We start from the raw sequence: 19,202 nt of genomic DNA on the forward strand, positions 1-19,202 counted from the left end.
ATGGCGTGGTCGATGGAACAGCAGATTGTCGAGGACTCGTCGGCGAGGCATGTGTTGCTTTGCCTTGCCAATTACGCAGACCGCGTCGGAAAGAACGCCTTTCCGTCGGTCAACACTCTCGTCGAACACACGAGACTTTCCGAGCGTACCGTGCGGTCGAAGCTGGCCTCGCTTGAGCAAGGAGGCGTGATCGTCAGAGGCAATCAGGCGATCGTCGCCGCGTATGTGGAGCGCGCAGATCAACGTCCGATCTGCTACGACTTGAATATGTCTCGGGGTGCAGTGGTTGCAGGTCGTGAGGAACGGGGTGCAGATTTCGACGGATCGGGGTGCAATCCTTGTAGGAACGAGGTGCAAATGACGCAGGAACGGGGTGCAGCAGTTGCACCCAATCCGTCCTTTAATCCGTCAACTAATCCTTCTCTCTTGAGCGATTCGAAATTCGAAGAAGCGTGGAAGCTGTATCCGAAGCGTGAAGGCGGAAATTCGAAGCAGGCGGCTTTGAAGGCGTGGAATGCGCGTGTCCGTGAAGGCATCCATGCTGATCTGCTCGTGTCGGCCACGAAGGCTTACGCGGTTGCGATGAAAACGGCCGGCAATGTCGGTACGCGTTACGTCCGTCAGGCGTCGACATTCTTCGGTCCCGATCGTCACTTCGAAGCGCATGTGAAGAGCGTGGATCCGCAGGAAGGGCCGTTCCAATCTGCCGAGCTGGCTGACAACTGGTGGACTCGCGCTGGATTTCGCAATGAGTGGGACGCGATGAACGCCGGCTGCACCGAGCGCAATTCCGTGCTTTGGCGTGATGGTCGACCGACGCGCAGGCTTGCTGGTGCGAACGTTGAACCTTGGCCGGAGACCACGGCATGAACGCACGGGAACTGGCCGCGGCGATGGCGGATAGCGCCCAGCAGGTCGTCGAGCATCTCCTGCCGAACGGACGCAAGTCGGGAAAGGAATGGAAAGCGGGAAGTACTGCGGGCGAGAAAGGGCAGAGTCTGTCCGTGTGCCTGTCGGGTGCAAAACGCGGCGTGTGGAAGGACTTCCAAAGCGACGAGGCGGGTGATCTGCTTGACCTGTGGTGCGCGTGCCGCGCGCTGTCGGTGGCGGACGCGATGCGAGAGGCGAAGCACTTCCTCGGCATTCGCGACGAGATGCCCAAGCGCCAGGCGCCGACGTATCAGCGGCCGGAGCGCCCGAAGGCACGGCGCGTGACGTCTGTGCTCGAAGAGTGGTTCGGCGCGCGGGGCCTCACGATGGACACCGTGAATGCATTCAAGATCGTCGAGCAGCCCCGCGGCGACGCGATCTATGCGGTCTTTCCGTACCTGCGCGGCGCCGAACTGATCAACGCGAAATACCGCAATCTGGCGGACAAGAAGGACATGCGGCAGGAGGCGGGCGCCGAGCCATGTCTTTTCGGTTGGGATCTGATCGAGCCGACGTGCCGCGTAATCGCGATCGCGGAAGGCGAAATCGACGCGATGACGTTGCATCAGGTGGGCGTGCCCGCACTGTCCGTGAACGCGGGCGCCGGAAATCACCAGTGGATCGACAACGACTGGGAGCGGCTCGAACGCTTCAGCGAGATCCTGCTTTGCTACGACAACGACGAGGCTGGTCGCAAGGGCGTCCGCGAGGTAGCCAACCGCCTGGGGCTGGAGCGTTGCCGGGTGGTGACGTTCGGCGAATCGAAGGATGCGAACGAATACCTGCTTGCCGGCTCAACCACGACGGATTTCGAGCGCTGCTGTGCGGCGGCGCGCGGTTTCGATCCGGACGAACTGCGTTCGATCTCCGACTTCTGGTCGGGAGTGAAGGCGCTGTTTTATCCGGCCGACGTCGATGCAAATGATCCGTTCCTCCAGCTCTGCGGTCAGTCCCAGGTGTGGTTCGAATTCCGTGCCGGCGAGGTGACCGTTTGGACCGGGTACAACGGCCACGGCAAATCGTTGCTGCTCAACCAGGTACTGATCGGGCTGATGGGGCAGGGCGAGCGCGCGGTCGTTTTCTCTGGCGAAATGTCGCCCGAGCGTCAGGGCAAGCGTCTGTCAAAACAACTCGGCGGCCTCGACCGTCCGTCGCCCAGATATCTCGACGCCATGTCCGACTGGCTGCGCGATCGCATGTGGCTGTTCAACCTCATCGGTACGGCGTCGATCGACCGCCTGCTGACTGTTTTCGGCTACGCGTTCAGGCGGTACGGGATTCGCCACTGCGTGATCGACAGCCTGATGATGACCGACGTTCAGTCGGACGGGCCGGGAGCGATGACTGCGCAGAAAGAGGCGATGCGCAAGCTGGCCAACTGGGCGCGCGCCAACGGCACTCACGTGCATCTGGTTGCCCATCCCCGCAAGGGAGCTGACGAACGCAAGACACCCGGCAAGCAGGACGTATCTGGCGCCGGTGTGATCACTGACGCGGCCGACAACGTATTCGCTGTGTGGTCGGCGCAGAAGGACGAAGCACTGTCCGACGACGAGACGCCCGACGGCTTTCTGACGCTGCACAAGCAGCGCAACGGCGATGTCCAGAATCGCTCTATCCCGCTTTTCTTCAACGCCCAGGCACAGCAATACAGCACGAGTCATTACCGCCGGCCGTACGTGTACGTGGCCTTTTCCGAAGCAACTGGAGACCAGTATGAACAAGTCGAAAACTGATTCCATCTCGAACGGGTACGTCACGGTTGCAGACCTGAGGGAATCTCTGACGCGGCGATTCGAGCTGATCGGTTCGTATCCGTTCGAGCGTGTCTCCGGCGCGATGTCGATGCCGGATCGGCAGGAAGCTATTCGCCGCAACTACGCGATGCTCGACAAGCGGGTCGAACTCGGCCTTGATGACTGGAACAGGTCCTGTCCGTATGAGATCGCCGACTGGCTGACGGTGCTCACGACGCCGGAATTTGGCGCGTGGCAGGACATTCGTTCCTGTGGACTGCCGCTCTGGCCTCGGTTGCCGGTCGGTGGGTTCATCGTCAGCTTCGGCAATCCGGAGGCGAAGGTTGCGCTTCAGGTCGGCATCGAATACGACGGCGTTCCGGCCGATGAGCTGCGCGCCGATCACTGGCTGAAGCAGATCGGCTGGCGGGCGTTCCGCGTGCCGTTTGAACGGTGCCTGCGCGTGATGGATACACCGTCGGACGTGGTGGAGCGTGAAGGAGAGGTCAGCGACGAATACCGCGCGCGACACCTCACAGAGACGCTTGCCGGGACGATCCAGGATCTTCGTCATGCGCTAATTGCTTCGGGCACGCGGGTCTGACCATGAAGCAGATCGAACGCGAAGGCTCGGCGCAACGCGCAATCTGCGCGCTGCTCGGCGCCACGCCCGGAATGACCATCGCGGCGATCGCGGCGGCGCGCGGCGTTCATCCTCGCGCGATCGCACGGCAGGTTCAGGCGCTGATGAAGGAAGGATTCGTTTGCGGCGCCGGCTACCCGCGCCAGTACCGCATGACATCGAAGCCGATGCCGGCTCCTGTGGCGAGTACTCCGCAGTCAGCCGTCGTCACGCGCGCGCGGCGGCGCGAAAAGGAAGCGACTGACAAACCGTTCGGCATTCCTTCGGTCGGCGATCTGGAGCGCGTCGTTTCGAGCTGGGTGGGGTCCTGATATGCCAACCATCCGCGAACTCTACAGGAAGGATTCGAGCACCCGCGCAATATGCGCGTTGCTCGACGCCGCGGGCCCTCTCACCCAGATGCAGATCTGCGCGGCCGGCGATTTCACCGGTGGTTGCGCGTGCAAATGCCTGAAGTTGCTTATAGCTGAAGGCTACGTTGTCCGCGGCGCGCGCGCGATGAACCGGCACCGGACGTCGATCGGTCCGCGTCCATGGACGTACGTGCGAACGTCGAAGGTGCTGCCGCAGACGGGCACATCACGGCCGGCCGCGCCCACGGCGCAAGAGCTGTGCGACGTCATGAACAGCATCATCAGACGCACCAACGTCGCTGCCTGAGAGCAGGAAATATTCGTAGAGTGTCTTCGTCTCCAACGCTCGATGAGAGTTTAGCCCCGCAGGTCGGGGCTTCTTTTTCGATGAAGCCAGAATCCGTTATCTGTCCGTCGTGCGGTGCCGAGTGGCAACTGACAACGATCGAGATGGTTCGCCATCGTGGTCCGTTGTGGTGTGTCGCATGCGTCGAACGTGCAGATGCGAGGCTCGTCGAAGCGCTCAGGCGCCATCCGCAGAAAGATGCCGCGAATAGGTCAAGCGGGGTAGAAGGAAGGCCGAGCGGGGGCCATTAGCCCAGCCCTGAGATTCACCGGTGTCGCGCCGGCTCAATAAACGTGGATGAATGGTGGAGTCGCCCCGCCACGACCGACCGGAATGGCTGAACGCACAAGGGCGCAGCAGGTCGACGAATCCGGATATACCGCCCGCGGCTTAACAAACCACTTTTTTAGCGGGTGGGAAGTCACGCCCTGTGCAGAAGGTTAAGCGTGTTATTGCCCGCCCAGCCGAATTCGGGCGGGTGCCACTGTCAGAGCTTCTCGATGCGTCCGGCCAGTTCAGCGACGAATCCGCCGAGCCAAGCCGCCGCGTTTTTGCCGGATTCCTCCGGGTTGCTCCTGTTGTCTACAGCGACGGGGTGAAGCACGCCAGCCTGAACCGCCAGCCTCGCGATTTCAATAGCGCGTTCCGTAGCCTCAGTTCGATTGTAGGTTGCCATGTAGTTTCCCAATTGTGAATGCCGGCCCTCCCGGCGATGGAATTCTACAGGGCATAACCGACTTCAATGCACCGGTGCAAATGCAATCGCCTGAACCCCGGCCACCGCCATCCACTCGTCACGATCGGCGAACCCGTTCACCTCCGCACAATGATCGGCCATCTGCTCCAGCGTCGGCGGCACATCTGACGAGTAGTAGGCCAACGGCTCGCCGCTCGGCGTGAAGATCGCGTAGGTCATCATCGCAGGCTCCTGTGTGAACGGCGCCATCGTACTGCTACGCAACGGAGACCCCACCGCAGGAAATAATCCCGTCGAGCCGTCTCGCCTCACGCGCACGCACACGCGCGAGGAAAGGCTCCGACAGGAGGGATCGGAAGAGGGTGAAGGTGGCCGGTTCGGGTGTCATGCCAGCCCGGAAAACACGCGTTCGGCCGCCATCCACGACGCGCCACACCGTAGTAGTTCGGCCCGCCAAGGCTGCACGACATTATAAAGATAATGTCGTGTAAGAGCCCATTTCGTGCGGGTTTACCCTCGGTAAAGCGGCGTTGGATAAGAATGATTCGCAACTCTGGGACCGCCCGGGGCCCCGCCGGACGGGGTGCACAGAATTCGGGGAGCACCTGTCCAATCTGCGCACAGGAAAAACACCGATGATCCTTCGCAACGGAGGATTTGCATGGCTCTCAGCAACGCCGCCTTGCTCAAGGCGATTTCCGAGGATCGGGCACTCGCGTCAGCGATGATGTTTCCGCATCGTCATCCGCAGGCGTCGCCCGCATTTCACGTCGAGGTTATGGACCTGTGGCGTGCGGAGGATGAGTTCGTTCTGATCGAGGCATTCCGGGAGGGCGGCAAGTCGACGCTGTCGGAGGAGTTTCTGCTGCTCGAAGCGGCCTTCGGCAATTTTGGATACTGCCTGATTATCGGCGAGACCTACACGAAGGCCTGCCAGCGTCTTGAAGCGATCAAGCACGAGGCGCTGCGCAACATGAAGTTGCAGAGCCTTTTCGGCAGACTCAGGCAGGACGGGCGGAAGTGGAACGAGCATCAGATCGAATTGCCGAACGGCGTGCTGCTCGAGGCGCACGGGTGGGAAGAGGAGCTTCGCGGCTTCAAGTGGCACGACCTGCGGCCGGACCGCGCGTACCTCGACGACATCGAGAACAAGGAGCGCGTGAAGGACGCAGCGGCGGTGGCGGCGTCGATGAACAAGCTCTATCTCGAGTTGATGCCGGCAATGGACAAGGTGAAGGGAAAAATCCGTTTCACGCAGACGCCGCTTGCCGAGGATTGTCTCGTGACGAGGCTGCGCGAAAACCCGGACTGGACGACGCGGCGCTTTCCGGTCTGCAACGGCGACATCGATGATCCATCGACCGTGGCGCTGTGGCCCGATCGCTATCCGATGGAGTGGGTGCGCAAGAAGCGCGACGAGATGGAGCGCGCAGGTCAGCTTCGCGGCTTCATGCAGGAATACATGCTGCTGGCGATCGGCACGCAGGACAAGCCGTTCGAGACCGAGCAGATCGCGGAATGCGCGGTTGATCCGGCACCGTGGTTGCCGAAGGTGGTCATCACGGATCCGGCCCGCACGACGAATGTGAAGAAGAGCGACCGGTCGGGGCGTGTGGTGGTGAGCCGGCTAGGGACAAAGATTCTGGTTCACTCATCGATCGGCGCTTTCTGGAAGCCTGACGAGGTCATCGAGGATGCATTCGCGACATCGTCGCGCTTCGGCGACGCGGCCGTGGCTATCGAAAAGAATTCTCTCGACGAGTGGCTTCTGCAGCCGATGCGCGCCGAAATGCTACGCCGCGGCGTGACGCTTGCGCTCAAGCCATTGAGTGCGCCGCAGGATCGCGACAAGACGCAGTTCATCATGGGGATTCAGCCGTTCCTGCTCGCCGGCGACATCGTGCTCGTCGGCGGCCGCGGCGCGCACGCCCAGCTCGTCGCCGAAATCCAGAACTTCCCCTCCGGCAAGCGCGACATCCTGAACGCGCTCGCGTATTTCCAGCGCGTTTTCTCGGGGGTCCCCGTGTACGAAGACTTCGGCCAGTGGAACATCGTGTCTTACTACGAGCCGTCGCAGCAGCATCCCATGGCCCTCGCGTTCAACTCGAACGGCGCCGATACGACGGCCGCGCTCATCTGCATCGAAGGGCAGCGCATGGTGGTGGTGGCGGACTGGATCTCGCCGGTACCGCCCAAAGAGGCGGTGAACGACATCGTGCAACTGGTGCGGGCAATGTTCCCGCGCGCGCGCCTCACCGCATGGGTGCCGGCCGACGTGATGGATCAGGCCGACCGCATGCCGGTCGTCGCGGCGCTGCGCGCGGTCAACCTGTACCCGATGCGCGGCGAGTATCTGAACGTCGCGCGCGGCGCGCTGTCGCCTTTGATCCGCACGGAGGCAAAGGCGCGGCGCCTCTTCCAGGTTGATCAGGAAAGCGCGAAGCACACGCTCAATGCGCTCGCTGGTGGATACAACTTTCCAATCGATCGCGCGGGAAATAAAGGTAATGTCCCCGAGACCGGGCCGCACCGAACGCTGATCGAAGGGCTGGAATCTGCGGTCCAGGCGCTCAGTTCGCAACGGGATACGGCCTTGCCGGAAGGCATCCATATGGCCGTCAATCCGCAAGGCGCCTCGTACGTCACAACCCTGCCACGGAGATGAACATGGCAATCGACCGCAAGATTACCCCGAAGGCCCCCACGCAGAAGCCGACGGACTTCTATCAATCGAAGCAGCAGGGCGGCGCCTACGGCAAGCCCGAGAAGGTGGGTGAGCGCCTGAAGGGCGGCCCGATGCGCGAGAAGATGGGCCGCAAGGGGCTGTGATGAAAAAGCGCCGCGAATATCAGGGCACGCGCTCGGTGTCGCGCGACGTCAACGAGTTCTTCGGCAAGTCGCCGTACAAGTCGAATGTCGATGATCGGCCGAAGCGTGTGCCGAAAGACCGGAACACCGGGACTTCGGTCGAGCGCCGGCTTCGCGGCAAGGTGATCGGCTGATGGACCACATCGACATTCTGATCGTCGCGCTGCGTCAGCACGCTGGGCGTCCGTCTCTCTGGAACGTTCCCTCGCTCTGGCGCGCCGTGCTCAAGCAGTGCAAGCGCTAAATGGCCCGCAAAAAGACCGCTCCAAAGAAAGACGACAAGCCCGCAGTCGAGACACTCGATTCGCGGGCTCTTGACGCTGAGAAAACAGGTGAAGAGGTAGAGAACTGGGCCGACAAGCCTGATTCGGAAGCGTACATCGAGGCGGCGAAGCTTTACCCGAAGATCGCGAAGTGCTACGAGAACAAGCAGGAGCAGATGGACCGCTGCCAGGAATACTGGGCGATCTACAACGCCCAACCTGACGAAAACGCCCAGTACTCCGGAAATTCCCAGTGCTACATTCCCGCGGTCCGTAACGCGGTCAATGCACGCATGAAGCGCACGCTCGCGCAACTGTTCCCCGTCAATCACAAGCACGTGGGCGCCACTGGCCCTGACGGCAATATCCCGTTCTCGCAGATCAGCCTGCTCGAGCATTACATCCGCTCGGCGGATGTGAAAGATGCAGTGCGCGCCGACCTGATCGCGGGCGACGTGACCGGGCAGTGGAATCTGTACATCGACTGGTCGAAGACTCAACGCCGTGTGCGCGAACTCATCAGGAAGCCGCCGATCCTTGAAAACAGCGAGCTCGGTCTTGAGGTTCAGGATGTCGCGGCGGACGACGACGACTGGTCATGGGAAACCGAAACGAAGGATGTGACGATCGAGGGTCCGGATATCGTTCCCTTCGCGACTGAGGATCTCGCCGTCCTGCCACCGACCTGCAACAGCATTGAGAAAGCCACCGCGACAACGATCCGGTTGCGACTCGACAGGGAAGCGGTTCAGCAGTTTATCGACGAGGGCATTTTTCTCGGGCACTCGGCGAAGGATCTGGTCGACAATCTGGCCAAGCCTGACGGCGGCCGGGAGAAGTACGTTCCGCCCAAGCGCCGCACCGGTGACGCCGGTATTCGCACTGAAGGCACGTTCAAGTACGCGCTGATCTATGAAACGCACACCAACCTCGACCTCGGAAATGGTCGGGAACCCTGCTACGTCTATTTCGCAGGTCAGGACGAAATTCTTGGCATTATCCGCAATCCATTTTGGTCTGGAAAACGCCCGATCCTCTCAGCCCCGATCGAGCGCATCACCGGATCATTCTTCGGCATCTCCAAGATCGAACCCGTCAAGTTCCTTCAGTGGAACCTGAATGACTTCTGGAATATGGGCCAGGATTCGGCGCAATACAGTCTGCTGCCGATCACGATGGTCGACCCGCTCTCGAACCCGAACTATCAATCGATGGTGGTGGGCCTCGCGGCCGTCTGGCTGACCGATCCGAACAAGACGAAGTTCGCGAATTTCCCGGCGATCTACAAGGATGCGATTCCGCTCTGCGAGAACCTGAAAGGGCAGATCAACGAGTCGATGGACGTCAACGACGCCATGCTCGGCAAGGCGCCGCAAGGCCGGAAGAATCAGGCACAGATGGCCGCCCAGGCGCAGGCTCAGGAATCGAACATCATCGACAACGCGAAGCGGTATGAGGAAGTCATGCTCAATCCGCTTCTCGAATGGATGTTCGAGCTCGACCGTCAGTTCCGCACGGAGGAGTTGACCGTCGAAGTACTCGGCGAGGTCGGCGCGCGCACGAACCTGCAGGTCATTCCGCCGCAGGCCTTCGGTGAGCGCTATTTCTTCCGCTGGTGCGGTACGTCCTACCAGCAGAACCTGCAGCGCATGCAGCAGATGATCGCGTGGATGAACGTCTTGCGCGGCATCCCGCCGCAGCAGCTCGACGGCCGGCGTCTGAATATCGGCCCGATCCTTGAATTCGGCACGGAGCAGATTTTCGGCCCTGAAGTTGCGCCGCGGATCCTGATCGACGAACGCAACCTGTTTCACGTCGAGCCTGATGACGAGAACCTGATGATGCATAACGGCCTGGCCGCTGAAATCCATCAGGCCGATGATGACCGTCGGCATATCGCCTCACACCTGCATGCGGCGCAGTTGACTGGCGATCCGGCCGGTCTTTTCCGGGCTCACGTGCAGCAGCACCAGCAGGCCATGCAGGCCAAACTTCAGGCGCAGCAGCCGAAGCCGCAAGGTCAGCCCGGTGTGCCCGGCGGCGCGGCACCTGGCGTTGCCGGTACGCCGCGCCCGGGTGCTCAACCGGGTCAGCCACGGCCGCAGGGACCGCCCGGCATGATTCATCCGGATCAGCTTGCCTCTCCTGACGCGGGGCCGAGATGAAACGCTACGTTGCCCGCTGCACGCCGTGGGGCACCATCCAGACCGGAGCATTCTTCACGCGCCTGACCGATGAAGAGAAATCCGCCGTGCTCGCTCACGAACAGGGGCACCTGCGCAATGGCGACCCGCTGCGCCGTCTATGGTGGGTGCTCTCGCTTCAGATCCTGTTCCGCCCGACGTGGGTATTCGAGCAATGCCGTCGGCAGGAATTCGCCGCCGATGCGCACGCGGTCGCGCTTGGCCACGGTGTTGGTCTGCGTCGCTTCCTGCTGCGGTTTCCGCAAACGTCGAGCCCGATCTATCCGAATGCACGGCAACGTCTGGAGGCACTCGATGGCTGACGCATTCCGCATCATCCCGCCGCAGGTGATCGCCGCCGGAACCGATGTACCGCCGGAGCAGATCAACGCCGGTTTCATCAACATGGCGAATCAGCTCAACGTCGCGCTCAACACACTGGCGAACGGCGGCGGCCCCGTATTCGCCGCGGCGATGCTCGCTTGGTTCAACAGCTTGCCAACCGCACTGCCGGCGACTGCCGGCGTGCTTTGGAACAACGGCGGCACACTGGCTCAATCGTAGAGGTGAACATGAAACGGTTTATCGCGGCGCTCCTGGTTCTCTTTGCCGCCAGCGCATTCGGGCAGAGCTATCCAAGTCCGACATACAACAACCTCACGGTGCAGGGCACCGCGACACTGACGAATCATCCCCTAGCGGTTTCGTCGGGCGGCACGAACGCTGCCGCCGCCGGCGGAACGGCGCTCGACAACGTCAGCGGATTTTCCGGTACCGGCTTTCTCACGCGCACAGGTGCAGGCGCATACGCGTTCCAGAGTCTGACGAACGGCATCACCTACGCGAATCTGGCCAAGGCCGGCGCGAATACCATGCTCGGCAACTTCACGGGTGCAACCGCAAACGTAGCCGCGTTCAGCGTGCCGTCTTGCAGCACTGCGAACAGCGCCCTGCAGTACACGAGCGCGTCCGGGCTCTCGTGCGGCACCACATTCGCGCTGACAAGCGGAACGCTCGCACAGTTTGCGTCGACGACCTCGGCTCAACTCGCTGGCATCATCCCGGATGAGACCGGAAGCGGCTCACTGGTCTTCGCGAGCAGCCCGGCACTCGCCGGTACTCCGACTGCGCCCACTGCGACGGTCGGCACGAACACCACGCAGATTGCAACAACCGCTTTCGTTCAGACTGCGGCAGGAACCGGCCGCCTTCTCAACGTCCAGGTATTCACTTCCAGCGGAACGTACACGCCCACCGCAGGCGCAAGCTCGGCCGTCATTGAATGCGTAGGTGGTGGCGGCGGTGGTGGTGGCGTCGGCGCGACATCGTCAACGCAGGTTGCTGTCAGCGGTGGCGGCGGATCGGGCGCATTTGGCCGCGCGCGGGCGACGTCGCTTTCATCGCAAACGGTGACGATCGGGGCCGCCGGCGGTGGCGGTGCTGCTGGTGCCAATGCTGGCTCGGCGGGTGGCCAGACCAGCATCGGGACATGGCTCGTATGTCCAGGCGGCGCCGGTGGTCCGGCTGGCACTGCACAGACATTGACGAACGCACAGGCCCTGGCCGGTACAGCTGCCGGTGGCGCAATCGCTACCACGAGCGTCACGTCGATTTTCCTTTCAAGAGGCAGCCCTAGCACGTTCGGGATAAGCGTCTATAACACCGGCGGCGGTGTAAGTGGTGGTGGTGCAAGTAGCATTTTTGGCGGTGGCGGCCAGGCATCAAGTGGCGCAGCCACCAATGCTTCCGGTTTTGGTGCGGGCGGCGGTGGCGCAGCCAACAACATTTCATCGTCGGCGTTGGGCGGGGGCAGTGGAACTGCCGGACTGATAATCGTCTATGAGTTCTCGTGATGAACTACGCACTCGTCGAGAATGGTGTAGTCGTCAACGTGATCGTGTGGGATGGTCACTCCGACTGGCAACCGCCGAACGGACAGACCGTCGTGCAGATTCCGGATGGTGTATATGCGGGAATCGGGTCGACCTATTCGAACGGAACATTTGGCGAACCGCCACAGCCGTCATCGACTGTTTGAGCAGTCCGGGAAATAAACGTACCGTTTGCGCAACCCTGATCAGGAGATCACCGTGCGCAAAACGATTCTGGCCAAACTGATTGGCTTTCTCTTCCCGGAAATCGGCGCGGGCAATACGCCGAACGTTCCCGACAACGGAGCATTGCCCGACCAGGTCGGGCTAGTGAATGCGATCCTCGGAATGAATCCATTCCAGGAAACCGGGTACAACGCAGCGACCAACACCGCCGGTTTCACCGCCGCGCCCCAGCAGATCTCCGGTGCCGCACAGAACTTCCTCAATCTCACAGGTGCGCTCGCAGGCGCTGCGAACATGCAGCTCCCGACGGTCGCAAACCTGATCGCCGCATTGCCGAGCGTTGTCCAGAGCAACTCGGTCGGACTCAGCTTCCAGCTACGCGTCATCAACAGTTCGTCTGGTGCTTTTGCGTGGACCGCGACGACGAACACCGGCTGGACACTGGGCGGCACCATGTCGATGGCGCAAAACACGTGGCGCGATTTCATCATCACCATCACCAGCGCGACGACCGCGACGATTCAGTCGGTCGGCACCGGAACCCAATCGTAAAGGTCAACATGAGCAAGCTCCTGAAATTGCTTCTTGGTCTTCTGCTTCCTGGTGTTGATGATCCGGCAGCAGACCCTGTTGATCCGGTCGACCCGGCAGATGATCCGGTCGACCCGGTCGACCCGGCGGGAAGCCAAACCGATGACGAAGACATCGACTTCGATTTCGTCGAACCCACACCGCGCGCCGCGCCGAAGCGCACCACCGATGACCGCCTCGCGGGAATCGAAGCGTCCATGGCAGAAGCACGTCGTATCGCCGAAGAGCGCATGCGCGGCACTGGTGCTCCGACGGCGCCGGTCGATGTCGAATTCCAGCGCGAGGAAGAGCGCCTCCGCGCTGCGGACCTGAGCGAAACCGAGCGCTGGCAGATCAATTCGAATCGCGTGCTACGTGATAGCCAACGCGCGGCCAATGCGGCGCTGTTCCAGGCCCAGGATCTGAATGACCGGACGACGTTCGAATCGAAGGTCGCCGCCGATCCGCACCGCGCGCGCTATCGCGACAGGGTGGAAGCTGCACTCGCCGAAGAGCGCCGGCACGGTCGCAACGCTTCGCGCGAGGCGATCTACTACCACATGCTCGGCAAGGACATTGCCGACGGCAAGCTCAAGCCGAAAGCCAAGGCGAAGACGCCGGCCGCAGATGTGCCGCGCGGCCGCACGCCGGCCGTTCGCTCCAATGTCCAGTCCGGACGGGGATCGACCGAACACCAGAAGCGCGCCGCGCGGCTGGAAAACCTCAATATCTGACCAGCAAGGGGAAATCCATGTTGACCAAAATCACGGCCCTTCTGCTGGGCCTCCTGCTCCCGGGTGTGACGAACAGTTCGTCGAGCTTTACGGCCGACGTCGAGGCGTACATCCAGGAAGAAGTTGAACCGCTTGCGCGGCGTCAGCTCGTCGCCTACCAGTTCGGCAAGCCGCTGAAGCTCGACTCGAACCGCGGCACGACCTATACCGCGTCACGCTACCAGCGCCTGCCGCTGCCTTACGCGCCGCTTCAGGAAGGCGTCGCGCCCCCGGGCGAGTCGATGACTCTGCAACAGGTGAGCGCCACCGCCCAGCAATGGGGCGATCGCGTGATCATCACAGACGTCGCAAACCTGACCATCAAGCATCCGCTCTTCCAGCAGGCCTGCGAACTGGTTGCGCTGCAGATGCCGGAAACGCTTGAGCGCAATACGCTCAACACGTTGCTCTCGGCGCCGCAGGTCAACTATGCAGGGGGCGTTGCGAACCGCGCCGCGCTGGTCGCGGCCGACGTTATGTCGCCGCACGAATCAAACCGTCTGTTCGCGTCGATGTCGGCTTACGGCGTTCCTCGCTTCAATGGCGATGAGCGCGAAGACATGATGATCGAGGCGGGCTCCTATCGCGATCCGTCGAAGTCGCCCGCGGTCAAGCAGCACTATGTCGCCCTGATCAGTCCGTTCTCGGCTCAGGACATGCGCGAAAATTCGTCGGTCCAGCAGGCTTGGGCATATAGCGACGTGAACCGTCTCTATAACAACGAGCTTGGCGATTTCGGCGGTATCCGCTTCGTCGAAACGAACATGATGCCGTACTGGACCGGTGCCGCGCAGATCAACGGTGCGGCGTCGACGTCGGGCGGACAGCTCGCGACCGGTACGTATTTCATCCAGGTCACCGCCGCGCCCGCCCTGACCTCCGTCGAGCAGACGATCTATCAGGTGTCGGCCTCGCTCAACGTGACCGGTCCCACCGGCTCGATTGCGGTCACGCTGCCGTCGTTCCCGAACTACGTCTTCAACGTGTATATCGGCACGACCAACAGCCCGTCGAATCTTGCCACCGCGATCGGTAACGGTGTCCCGGTGACGGGCGTCCTCGCCGGTCAGGCCACGCAGTTGCAGCCGGGCCAGACGGTCACGCTGACGGGTGTTGGCGTGACGCAGACGCCGCCGGCCGCGCCGGCTACCGGCGTGTCGGTGTTCCCGGTGATCTTCATCGGCAACCACAGCTACGGCCAGGTGCTGCTCGAAAACCCCGAGTTCCACTACCTGACCGGTGCCGACAAGTCGGACCCGTTGAATCAGACGCGCGTCGTGTCGTGGAAGGTCTTCTACGGCTCGATCCTTCTCAACACGGCCTTCCTGGCTCGCGTCGAATGCAGCTCTGCATTCTCGCCGGGCTATCAGGGCGGCACGATCACGACCCCGTAAGGAGTAGCTGATGGGCGCACGCAATACGCAGGAGCCGAACAAGACACCGGCTCCGGAAATGACAGAGGCCGATGTTATGGATTCGTCTCAAGCGGCGTCTCAGGGAACCGGAGCGGCTCCCGAGGAATCGATCGAGGCGCTCCGTGAGCGCATCAAGGCGCTCGAAGCGGACAACGAAAAGCTGAGTGCGGCGAAGGACGTGGCAGAGGAAGAGTCAGCCCGTCTTTCCGCTCAGGCCCAGTCGTCGCTGCTTACGACCTCGGTCGTTGAGCGGTTTGCCGGCAAGTCCGAAGACGGCAAAGAGCTGTGGTGGTACCGGGTAGATCTCGCGCCGTGTGGTGGAACGGATCTGCGCATCAATGGCAAACCGTACCTGCACGGCGAGACGTACAAGTTCGATACGGACACGCTGCGCACGATCAAGGAAATGGTTGCGCGCACGTGGGTTCACGAAAACGACATCAACGGGCACGCCTTCAATCCATACCGGAAGGCGCAGAACAAGGTGCTTGGTGCTGGGTCCGTGCCGTCGTGGGCCAGGCAGTAATCTCTCATCAACTCTCAGGACAAACCATGTCGGAAAAAACGTCGGCCTCTCCGGAAGTTACGGCTGTACCCGCAACTGTGATCGGCAATTTCTCGATCACGCTTCCTGCTCCGAATCAGGCACAACTGTCGGCGAGCGGTTATCTGCTCGATGGCGAGGACAAGGATTCGCTGGATGCGCGTATGGACCTCGTACGCGAGTCCCTGCAGCGCCAGCAACGCATGCTTGAGATCCCGGTTATCGAGGCGCATATCGAACAATACTCGAAAGCTCGGGACGACATCGCGAAGGCATACGCGGATCTGCTCGAACGCAGCAATGCGAAGGCAACAGGCAAGGCAGGAGCGAAGAGCCTGACGAGCCAGGAGCAGGCGAACCTGAAGACCTACCCGGCCCAACTCGATGGGATCGAACGCGAACTCGTGAAGGCGACCCAGAAGATCGCCGACGCTCGCGCCGGGGTATGAGATGGCCTACCTCCAGGCCAGTCAGATCGTCGCGCGCGCCTGCGCGATCGCAAAATGCCCTGGCTTTATCCAGCAGGGCGGCATCTATCTGAATATGGTCCTGGAGGACCTTTGGCTGCATCGTGATCTGAAGATCAACCGGGTCACCGAATTCGTGACGGTGCAGGCAAACAACTACGGCCCCTTCACGTTGCCGTTGAACTACCTGCGCACATACGACCTGTTCTTCCAGCAGAACAACCTTCCGTACTTCCTGAACCCGATCTCGACCGAGGAATGGGACCAGGAATTCAAAGACCCATCGATTGCGAACTATCCATACGAGTACATGACGATTCTTCTCGACGAGACGAGTGCGCAGGCGGCCGGCTCGGCGGGCAGTCTCTATATCTATCCGCAATCGTCGGGGCAGATCGTGCTGACGCACCGCTACATGGTGAAGCAGCCGGATATCACCGCGCCGGAGACGTCGGCGGTGATTCCGTGGTTCCCGGATCAGAACTATCTGATCAAGGCAACCGCGGTGGAACTGATGGGCGAAACGGACGATACCCGTCAGGAGTCGTGGCGCGCGCAATGCGAAGCCATGCTGCGCACGCATCTGATCATGGAAGGAGATGAGCAGGCTGTCGTCAAGTCGGTGCGTCTCGATCCGCGGCGCTTCCATTCGAACCGGACGCTGAAGCCGACGAAGATCACCGACTAGGGGCTGCCATGGCGATCCGAAACGGCAAGCCGGTACAGTTCACGCCGAAAGGGCTCTGTGACGCATTCGATTCCAGTCAGGCGTTTCCGGGCGCCTGCCAGCTTCTGACGAATCTTGTTTTCGACCAGGCTAATCCTGAGCTGGTGGTCTCCCGGCCGGGCGTTGGCGCGGCCGCCACCATGTTCTCCAGTTTCACCACTCCGACATTCGTCTCGGTCTTCATCGTCATTGGCGTGGTCGCGTACGGCATGGTGTCGAGCGGCCGCAATGCGGGCAAGGATGAGCCGTTCGCGTACAACATCCTGACGAACACGTTCATCACGATTTCCGGCGTGACATCCGCGAATACGCCGACGTCACCGGCGACGAGCGGCGCGTGGACACCGCCGACGATGGCCGTCGTGAGCACAAAGATTCTCGTGACGCATCCGGGCTTCAGCGGAACGGGAAGCAACTTCTTCGGCGTGATCGACATCACCAATCCGGCCGCTCCGGCGTGGTCGTCGGCGAACCTCGCCACAAACGCTCTCACAGGCGTGCCCACGTCGGTGGCGAACTTCAACAATCGTGCATGGTTCGCAGTCGGTAACACGCTGCAGTTCAGCGATGTGCTGGTGCCGACCACGCGCACGAACGCGTCACAGTCCGTGACGGTGGGCGACACGACACCAATAATCGCGCAGTCCGGGCTGCCGATCCAGACGACTTCTGCCGGCGTGATCGGCGCGCTGGTGGTGTTCAAGCAGTCGCAGATCTGGCAGATCACGGGCGACCCTGCGACGAGCAATCTGTCCGAAAACTACATCACGCTGACGACCGGATGCATCGCGCCGCGCAGCATCGTGCAGGGGCCGTTCGGGGTTTTCTTCGCAGGGCAGGACGCGCCGTACATCCTGAACTTTCTCGGCACGCTCGTACCGCTATCGAGCCGGCCGGGTACTGACTTTCCGGCTGACCTCCAGGTGCCGTTCCAGAACACCACGGAGGCGTCCCGGATTTCAGCATCGTTCTCGGGCAACATCTATCGCGTGTGCGTGCCGACGCTGGTCCGGGGACAGGCGCAGACGAATGACTACTGGTACGACATCCGGCGCAAACGCTGGACCGGACCGCATTCGTTTCCCTACGACTGCGCCGCACAATACGGCAATCAGTTTGTCATTTCTGGCGCCGCGTCAGGAGCGGCTCTGTTCGTCAGTTCGACCATTCCGAATTCGAACAGCACGTTCAATGACGCTGGCACGAATCTCACCAGTCATCTGCGCTCTTCCACGTTTCCGAAGACGAACCACATGGCGGAAGTTCAGGTTGTGGAATCGACGATCGAGCTGTCCTCGTCCGGACTCTCCACGACGTACAACATCACAGCGTACGACGACCAGAACAACACGCTGGGCTCGACCTTCGTACAAACGCCGCCTGTTGGCTCTCTTTGGGGCAGTTTTCTCTGGGGCGCGGCGAGTTGGGCGTCGAGCTTCAGCATTCCTCACGTGTACAGCATCCCGTGGACGTCCGCTCTCGTGTTCCAGAAGATGGCGATCGACGTAGCGGTCACATCCGCAGAGGGCGTCCAGATCGGCACCTTCTACGCGCGGTATGCGGACACCGGATATACGAATCAGGGGTAAAACATGTCGATCATCGGAGCTCTACCAGTCACGTTGGCGAACGGAAACACAGCCGATGCATCCCAGGTGATGACGAACCTGAATTTCATCATTAATGCTGTCAATGCGAACGCGCAGCCGGCCGGATCCTATGTAGCGCCGGGCACGCTCCCGGCGCCATCGGGCACCCGGATGGCGTTTCACCAGGCAGCGGCGCCGACCGGCTGGGTGAGCGACACGACGATCGGCAACCACGCAGTCATTATTTCTTCCTCCGGTGGCGCCGTGCAGAGTGGCCAGCAAAACTTCGGCGCTCTTCTTACCGGGAGTGTCTCGACGGGTGGTCACACGCTCACAGCATCGGAGATTCCACCACATACGCACGTCCTTCCGGGTGCGAGCGGGCAATACAACAGCTCCGGGAATCCGGGGTTTTTTACCACTGCGACCAGTTCTTCTCCATTCAATATAACCACTGATGGGGGGACTGGCGGCAACCAGCCACACTCGCATCAGCTCACCACGCAATACAACTACGTGGTCATGGTCATCGCACAAAAATCATGAAAAAGTGCCCGCTCATCAAAAAGCCCTGTATCGAATCGGGCTGCACGTTCTGGACTCATCTGCTGGGCACGAACCCGAACACCGGTCTGCCCGTCGACGAATTCGGCTGCTCGATCGCATGGCTTCCGATTCTGCTGATTGAAACGGCACGTCATACGCGAGGCGTGCAGGCTGCAGTCGAATCGACGCGTAACGAGATCGTGTCCCGCCAGGACATTCTGAATAGCGCGGTCCGGTCGGCACAGCGACAGGTGGACCGCACCGAGACCAAATCTTTGCCAGACGGGGAAACAAATGGACGATAACCGCACTTTGACAGAGGCCGATGTGAAGGCTATCGCCGCACAGATCGAGGTCGGCATTACACAGCGTTTTCAATTGAATGTTGGCCGCGGCGTGCTCGCGCTCGTATGGAAGGTCGTCCTGTATGCGCTGATTGCGACGGCGGCGTATGGCGCCGGCGGCGGATTCAAGAAAATATTCTAGGAGAAGGTC

General features: G+C 61.4%; 25 protein-coding genes. 23 read left to right on the forward strand and 2 right to left on the reverse strand.

The window, feature by feature from the left end:
- The first annotated feature begins 12 nt into the window (after nucleotides 1-12).
- The 5 genes from B0G75_RS14440 to B0G75_RS14460 are packed head-to-tail and all read left to right on the forward strand — an operon-like array spanning nucleotide 13 to nucleotide 3,969.
- A complete protein-coding gene (locus B0G75_RS14440) occupies nucleotides 13-870 on the forward strand; it encodes a helix-turn-helix domain-containing protein (protein WP_219908283.1) in 858 nt (285 codons plus the stop codon).
- A complete protein-coding gene (locus tag B0G75_RS14445) occupies nucleotides 867-2,666 on the forward strand; it encodes a toprim domain-containing protein (RefSeq protein ID WP_106306358.1) in 1,800 nt (599 codons plus the stop codon). The genes B0G75_RS14440 and B0G75_RS14445 overlap by 4 nt, the downstream gene beginning before the upstream one ends.
- Nucleotides 2,647-3,270: a hypothetical protein gene (locus B0G75_RS14450; RefSeq protein ID WP_106306361.1), complete on the forward strand. Its 624-nt coding sequence runs from the start codon at nucleotides 2,647-2,649 to the stop codon at nucleotides 3,268-3,270. The genes B0G75_RS14445 and B0G75_RS14450 overlap by 20 nt, the downstream gene beginning before the upstream one ends.
- Nucleotides 3,271-3,272: 2 nt before the next feature.
- Entirely contained in the window at nucleotides 3,273-3,620 is a 348-nt protein-coding gene (locus B0G75_RS14455; protein WP_106306363.1) for a winged helix-turn-helix domain-containing protein, read from the forward strand.
- Between the two features lie 58 nt (nucleotides 3,621-3,678).
- Complete coding sequence (locus B0G75_RS14460) at nucleotides 3,679-3,969, forward strand: helix-turn-helix domain-containing protein (RefSeq protein ID WP_146142515.1); 291 nt, start codon at nucleotides 3,679-3,681, stop codon at nucleotides 3,967-3,969.
- Nucleotides 3,970-4,495: 526 nt separating this feature from the next.
- Here B0G75_RS14460 and B0G75_RS14465 read toward each other — a convergent pair.
- Both B0G75_RS14465 and B0G75_RS14470 read right to left on the reverse strand, forming a co-directional pair.
- Nucleotides 4,496-4,684, reverse strand: a complete 189-nt coding sequence (locus tag B0G75_RS14465; RefSeq protein ID WP_106306369.1) for a hypothetical protein — start codon at nucleotides 4,682-4,684, stop codon at nucleotides 4,496-4,498.
- Nucleotides 4,685-4,747: 63 nt separating this feature from the next.
- On the reverse strand, nucleotides 4,748-4,927 hold the full coding sequence (locus B0G75_RS14470) for a beta-lactoglobulin I (RefSeq protein WP_374956895.1): 180 nt from the start codon (nucleotides 4,925-4,927) through the stop codon (nucleotides 4,748-4,750).
- 439 nt (nucleotides 4,928-5,366) lie between these two features.
- Here B0G75_RS14470 and B0G75_RS14475 point away from each other — a divergent pair, with 439 nt between their 5' ends.
- The 18 genes from B0G75_RS14475 to B0G75_RS14550 all read left to right on the forward strand — a co-directional run bounded on the left by B0G75_RS14475 (nucleotide 5,367) and on the right by B0G75_RS14550 (nucleotide 19,193).
- Nucleotides 5,367-7,370, forward strand: a complete 2,004-nt coding sequence (locus B0G75_RS14475) for a hypothetical protein (protein ID WP_106306372.1) — start codon at nucleotides 5,367-5,369, stop codon at nucleotides 7,368-7,370.
- A gap of 2 nt (nucleotides 7,371-7,372) precedes the next feature.
- Nucleotides 7,373-7,534, forward strand: coding sequence for a hypothetical protein (locus tag B0G75_RS40660; protein WP_181196519.1), 162 nt, complete (start codon nucleotides 7,373-7,375; stop codon nucleotides 7,532-7,534).
- Nucleotides 7,534-7,707, forward strand: a complete 174-nt coding sequence (locus B0G75_RS40665; protein WP_181309267.1) for a hypothetical protein — start codon at nucleotides 7,534-7,536, stop codon at nucleotides 7,705-7,707. Before B0G75_RS40660 ends, B0G75_RS40665 begins: the two co-directional genes overlap by 1 nt.
- A gap of 110 nt (nucleotides 7,708-7,817) precedes the next feature.
- On the forward strand, nucleotides 7,818-10,001 hold the full coding sequence (locus B0G75_RS14480; RefSeq protein ID WP_106306375.1) for a hypothetical protein: 2,184 nt from the start codon (nucleotides 7,818-7,820) through the stop codon (nucleotides 9,999-10,001).
- Nucleotides 9,998-10,342, forward strand: a complete 345-nt coding sequence (locus B0G75_RS14485) for a M48 family metalloprotease (RefSeq protein ID WP_106306378.1) — start codon at nucleotides 9,998-10,000, stop codon at nucleotides 10,340-10,342. The genes B0G75_RS14480 and B0G75_RS14485 overlap by 4 nt, the downstream gene beginning before the upstream one ends.
- Nucleotides 10,335-10,583: a hypothetical protein gene (locus B0G75_RS14490; protein ID WP_106306381.1), complete on the forward strand. Its 249-nt coding sequence runs from the start codon at nucleotides 10,335-10,337 to the stop codon at nucleotides 10,581-10,583. Before B0G75_RS14485 ends, B0G75_RS14490 begins: the two co-directional genes overlap by 8 nt.
- Nucleotides 10,584-10,591: 8 nt before the next feature.
- Complete coding sequence (locus tag B0G75_RS40670; protein WP_181309268.1) at nucleotides 10,592-11,872, forward strand: hypothetical protein; 1,281 nt, start codon at nucleotides 10,592-10,594, stop codon at nucleotides 11,870-11,872.
- Nucleotides 11,872-12,057: a hypothetical protein gene (locus B0G75_RS40675; RefSeq protein ID WP_181309269.1), complete on the forward strand. Its 186-nt coding sequence runs from the start codon at nucleotides 11,872-11,874 to the stop codon at nucleotides 12,055-12,057. Before B0G75_RS40670 ends, B0G75_RS40675 begins: the two co-directional genes overlap by 1 nt.
- Nucleotides 12,058-12,109: 52 nt before the next feature.
- Nucleotides 12,110-12,628 (forward strand): hypothetical protein, encoded by a 519-nt coding sequence (locus B0G75_RS14505; RefSeq protein ID WP_146142516.1) that lies wholly within the window; start codon nucleotides 12,110-12,112, stop codon nucleotides 12,626-12,628.
- An 8-nt stretch (nucleotides 12,629-12,636) separates the two neighbouring features.
- Entirely contained in the window at nucleotides 12,637-13,380 is a 744-nt protein-coding gene (locus B0G75_RS14510) for a hypothetical protein (protein WP_106306391.1), read from the forward strand.
- Nucleotides 13,381-13,397: 17 nt separating this feature from the next.
- Nucleotides 13,398-14,813, forward strand: a complete 1,416-nt coding sequence (locus B0G75_RS14515) for a N4-gp56 family major capsid protein (protein WP_106306393.1) — start codon at nucleotides 13,398-13,400, stop codon at nucleotides 14,811-14,813.
- Between the two features lie 10 nt (nucleotides 14,814-14,823).
- The gene (locus tag B0G75_RS14520) at nucleotides 14,824-15,360 is read left to right on the forward strand and encodes a hypothetical protein (RefSeq protein ID WP_106306396.1); all 537 of its coding nucleotides are present in this window, start codon (nucleotides 14,824-14,826) and stop codon (nucleotides 15,358-15,360) included.
- Nucleotides 15,361-15,386: 26 nt separating this feature from the next.
- Nucleotides 15,387-15,827 (forward strand): hypothetical protein, encoded by a 441-nt coding sequence (locus B0G75_RS14525; protein WP_146142517.1) that lies wholly within the window; start codon nucleotides 15,387-15,389, stop codon nucleotides 15,825-15,827.
- Nucleotide 15,828: 1 nt separating this feature from the next.
- A complete protein-coding gene (locus B0G75_RS14530) occupies nucleotides 15,829-16,533 on the forward strand; it encodes a hypothetical protein (RefSeq protein ID WP_106306403.1) in 705 nt (234 codons plus the stop codon).
- Between the two features lie 8 nt (nucleotides 16,534-16,541).
- Nucleotides 16,542-18,161: a hypothetical protein gene (locus tag B0G75_RS14535; RefSeq protein ID WP_106306406.1), complete on the forward strand. Its 1,620-nt coding sequence runs from the start codon at nucleotides 16,542-16,544 to the stop codon at nucleotides 18,159-18,161.
- Nucleotides 18,162-18,164: 3 nt separating this feature from the next.
- On the forward strand, nucleotides 18,165-18,707 hold the full coding sequence (locus B0G75_RS14540; RefSeq protein WP_106306409.1) for a hypothetical protein: 543 nt from the start codon (nucleotides 18,165-18,167) through the stop codon (nucleotides 18,705-18,707).
- On the forward strand, nucleotides 18,704-19,012 hold the full coding sequence (locus B0G75_RS14545; protein WP_106306412.1) for a hypothetical protein: 309 nt from the start codon (nucleotides 18,704-18,706) through the stop codon (nucleotides 19,010-19,012). Before B0G75_RS14540 ends, B0G75_RS14545 begins: the two co-directional genes overlap by 4 nt.
- Nucleotides 19,002-19,193 (forward strand): hypothetical protein, encoded by a 192-nt coding sequence (locus B0G75_RS14550; protein ID WP_106306415.1) that lies wholly within the window; start codon nucleotides 19,002-19,004, stop codon nucleotides 19,191-19,193. The genes B0G75_RS14545 and B0G75_RS14550 overlap by 11 nt, the downstream gene beginning before the upstream one ends.
- The last annotated feature ends 9 nt before the right edge of the window (nucleotides 19,194-19,202 follow it).

The sequence above is a fragment of the Paraburkholderia sp. BL18I3N2 genome (genome assembly GCF_003001875.1).
In the GTDB taxonomy this organism is placed as follows: Bacteria; Pseudomonadota; Gammaproteobacteria; order Burkholderiales; family Burkholderiaceae; genus Paraburkholderia; species Paraburkholderia phytofirmans.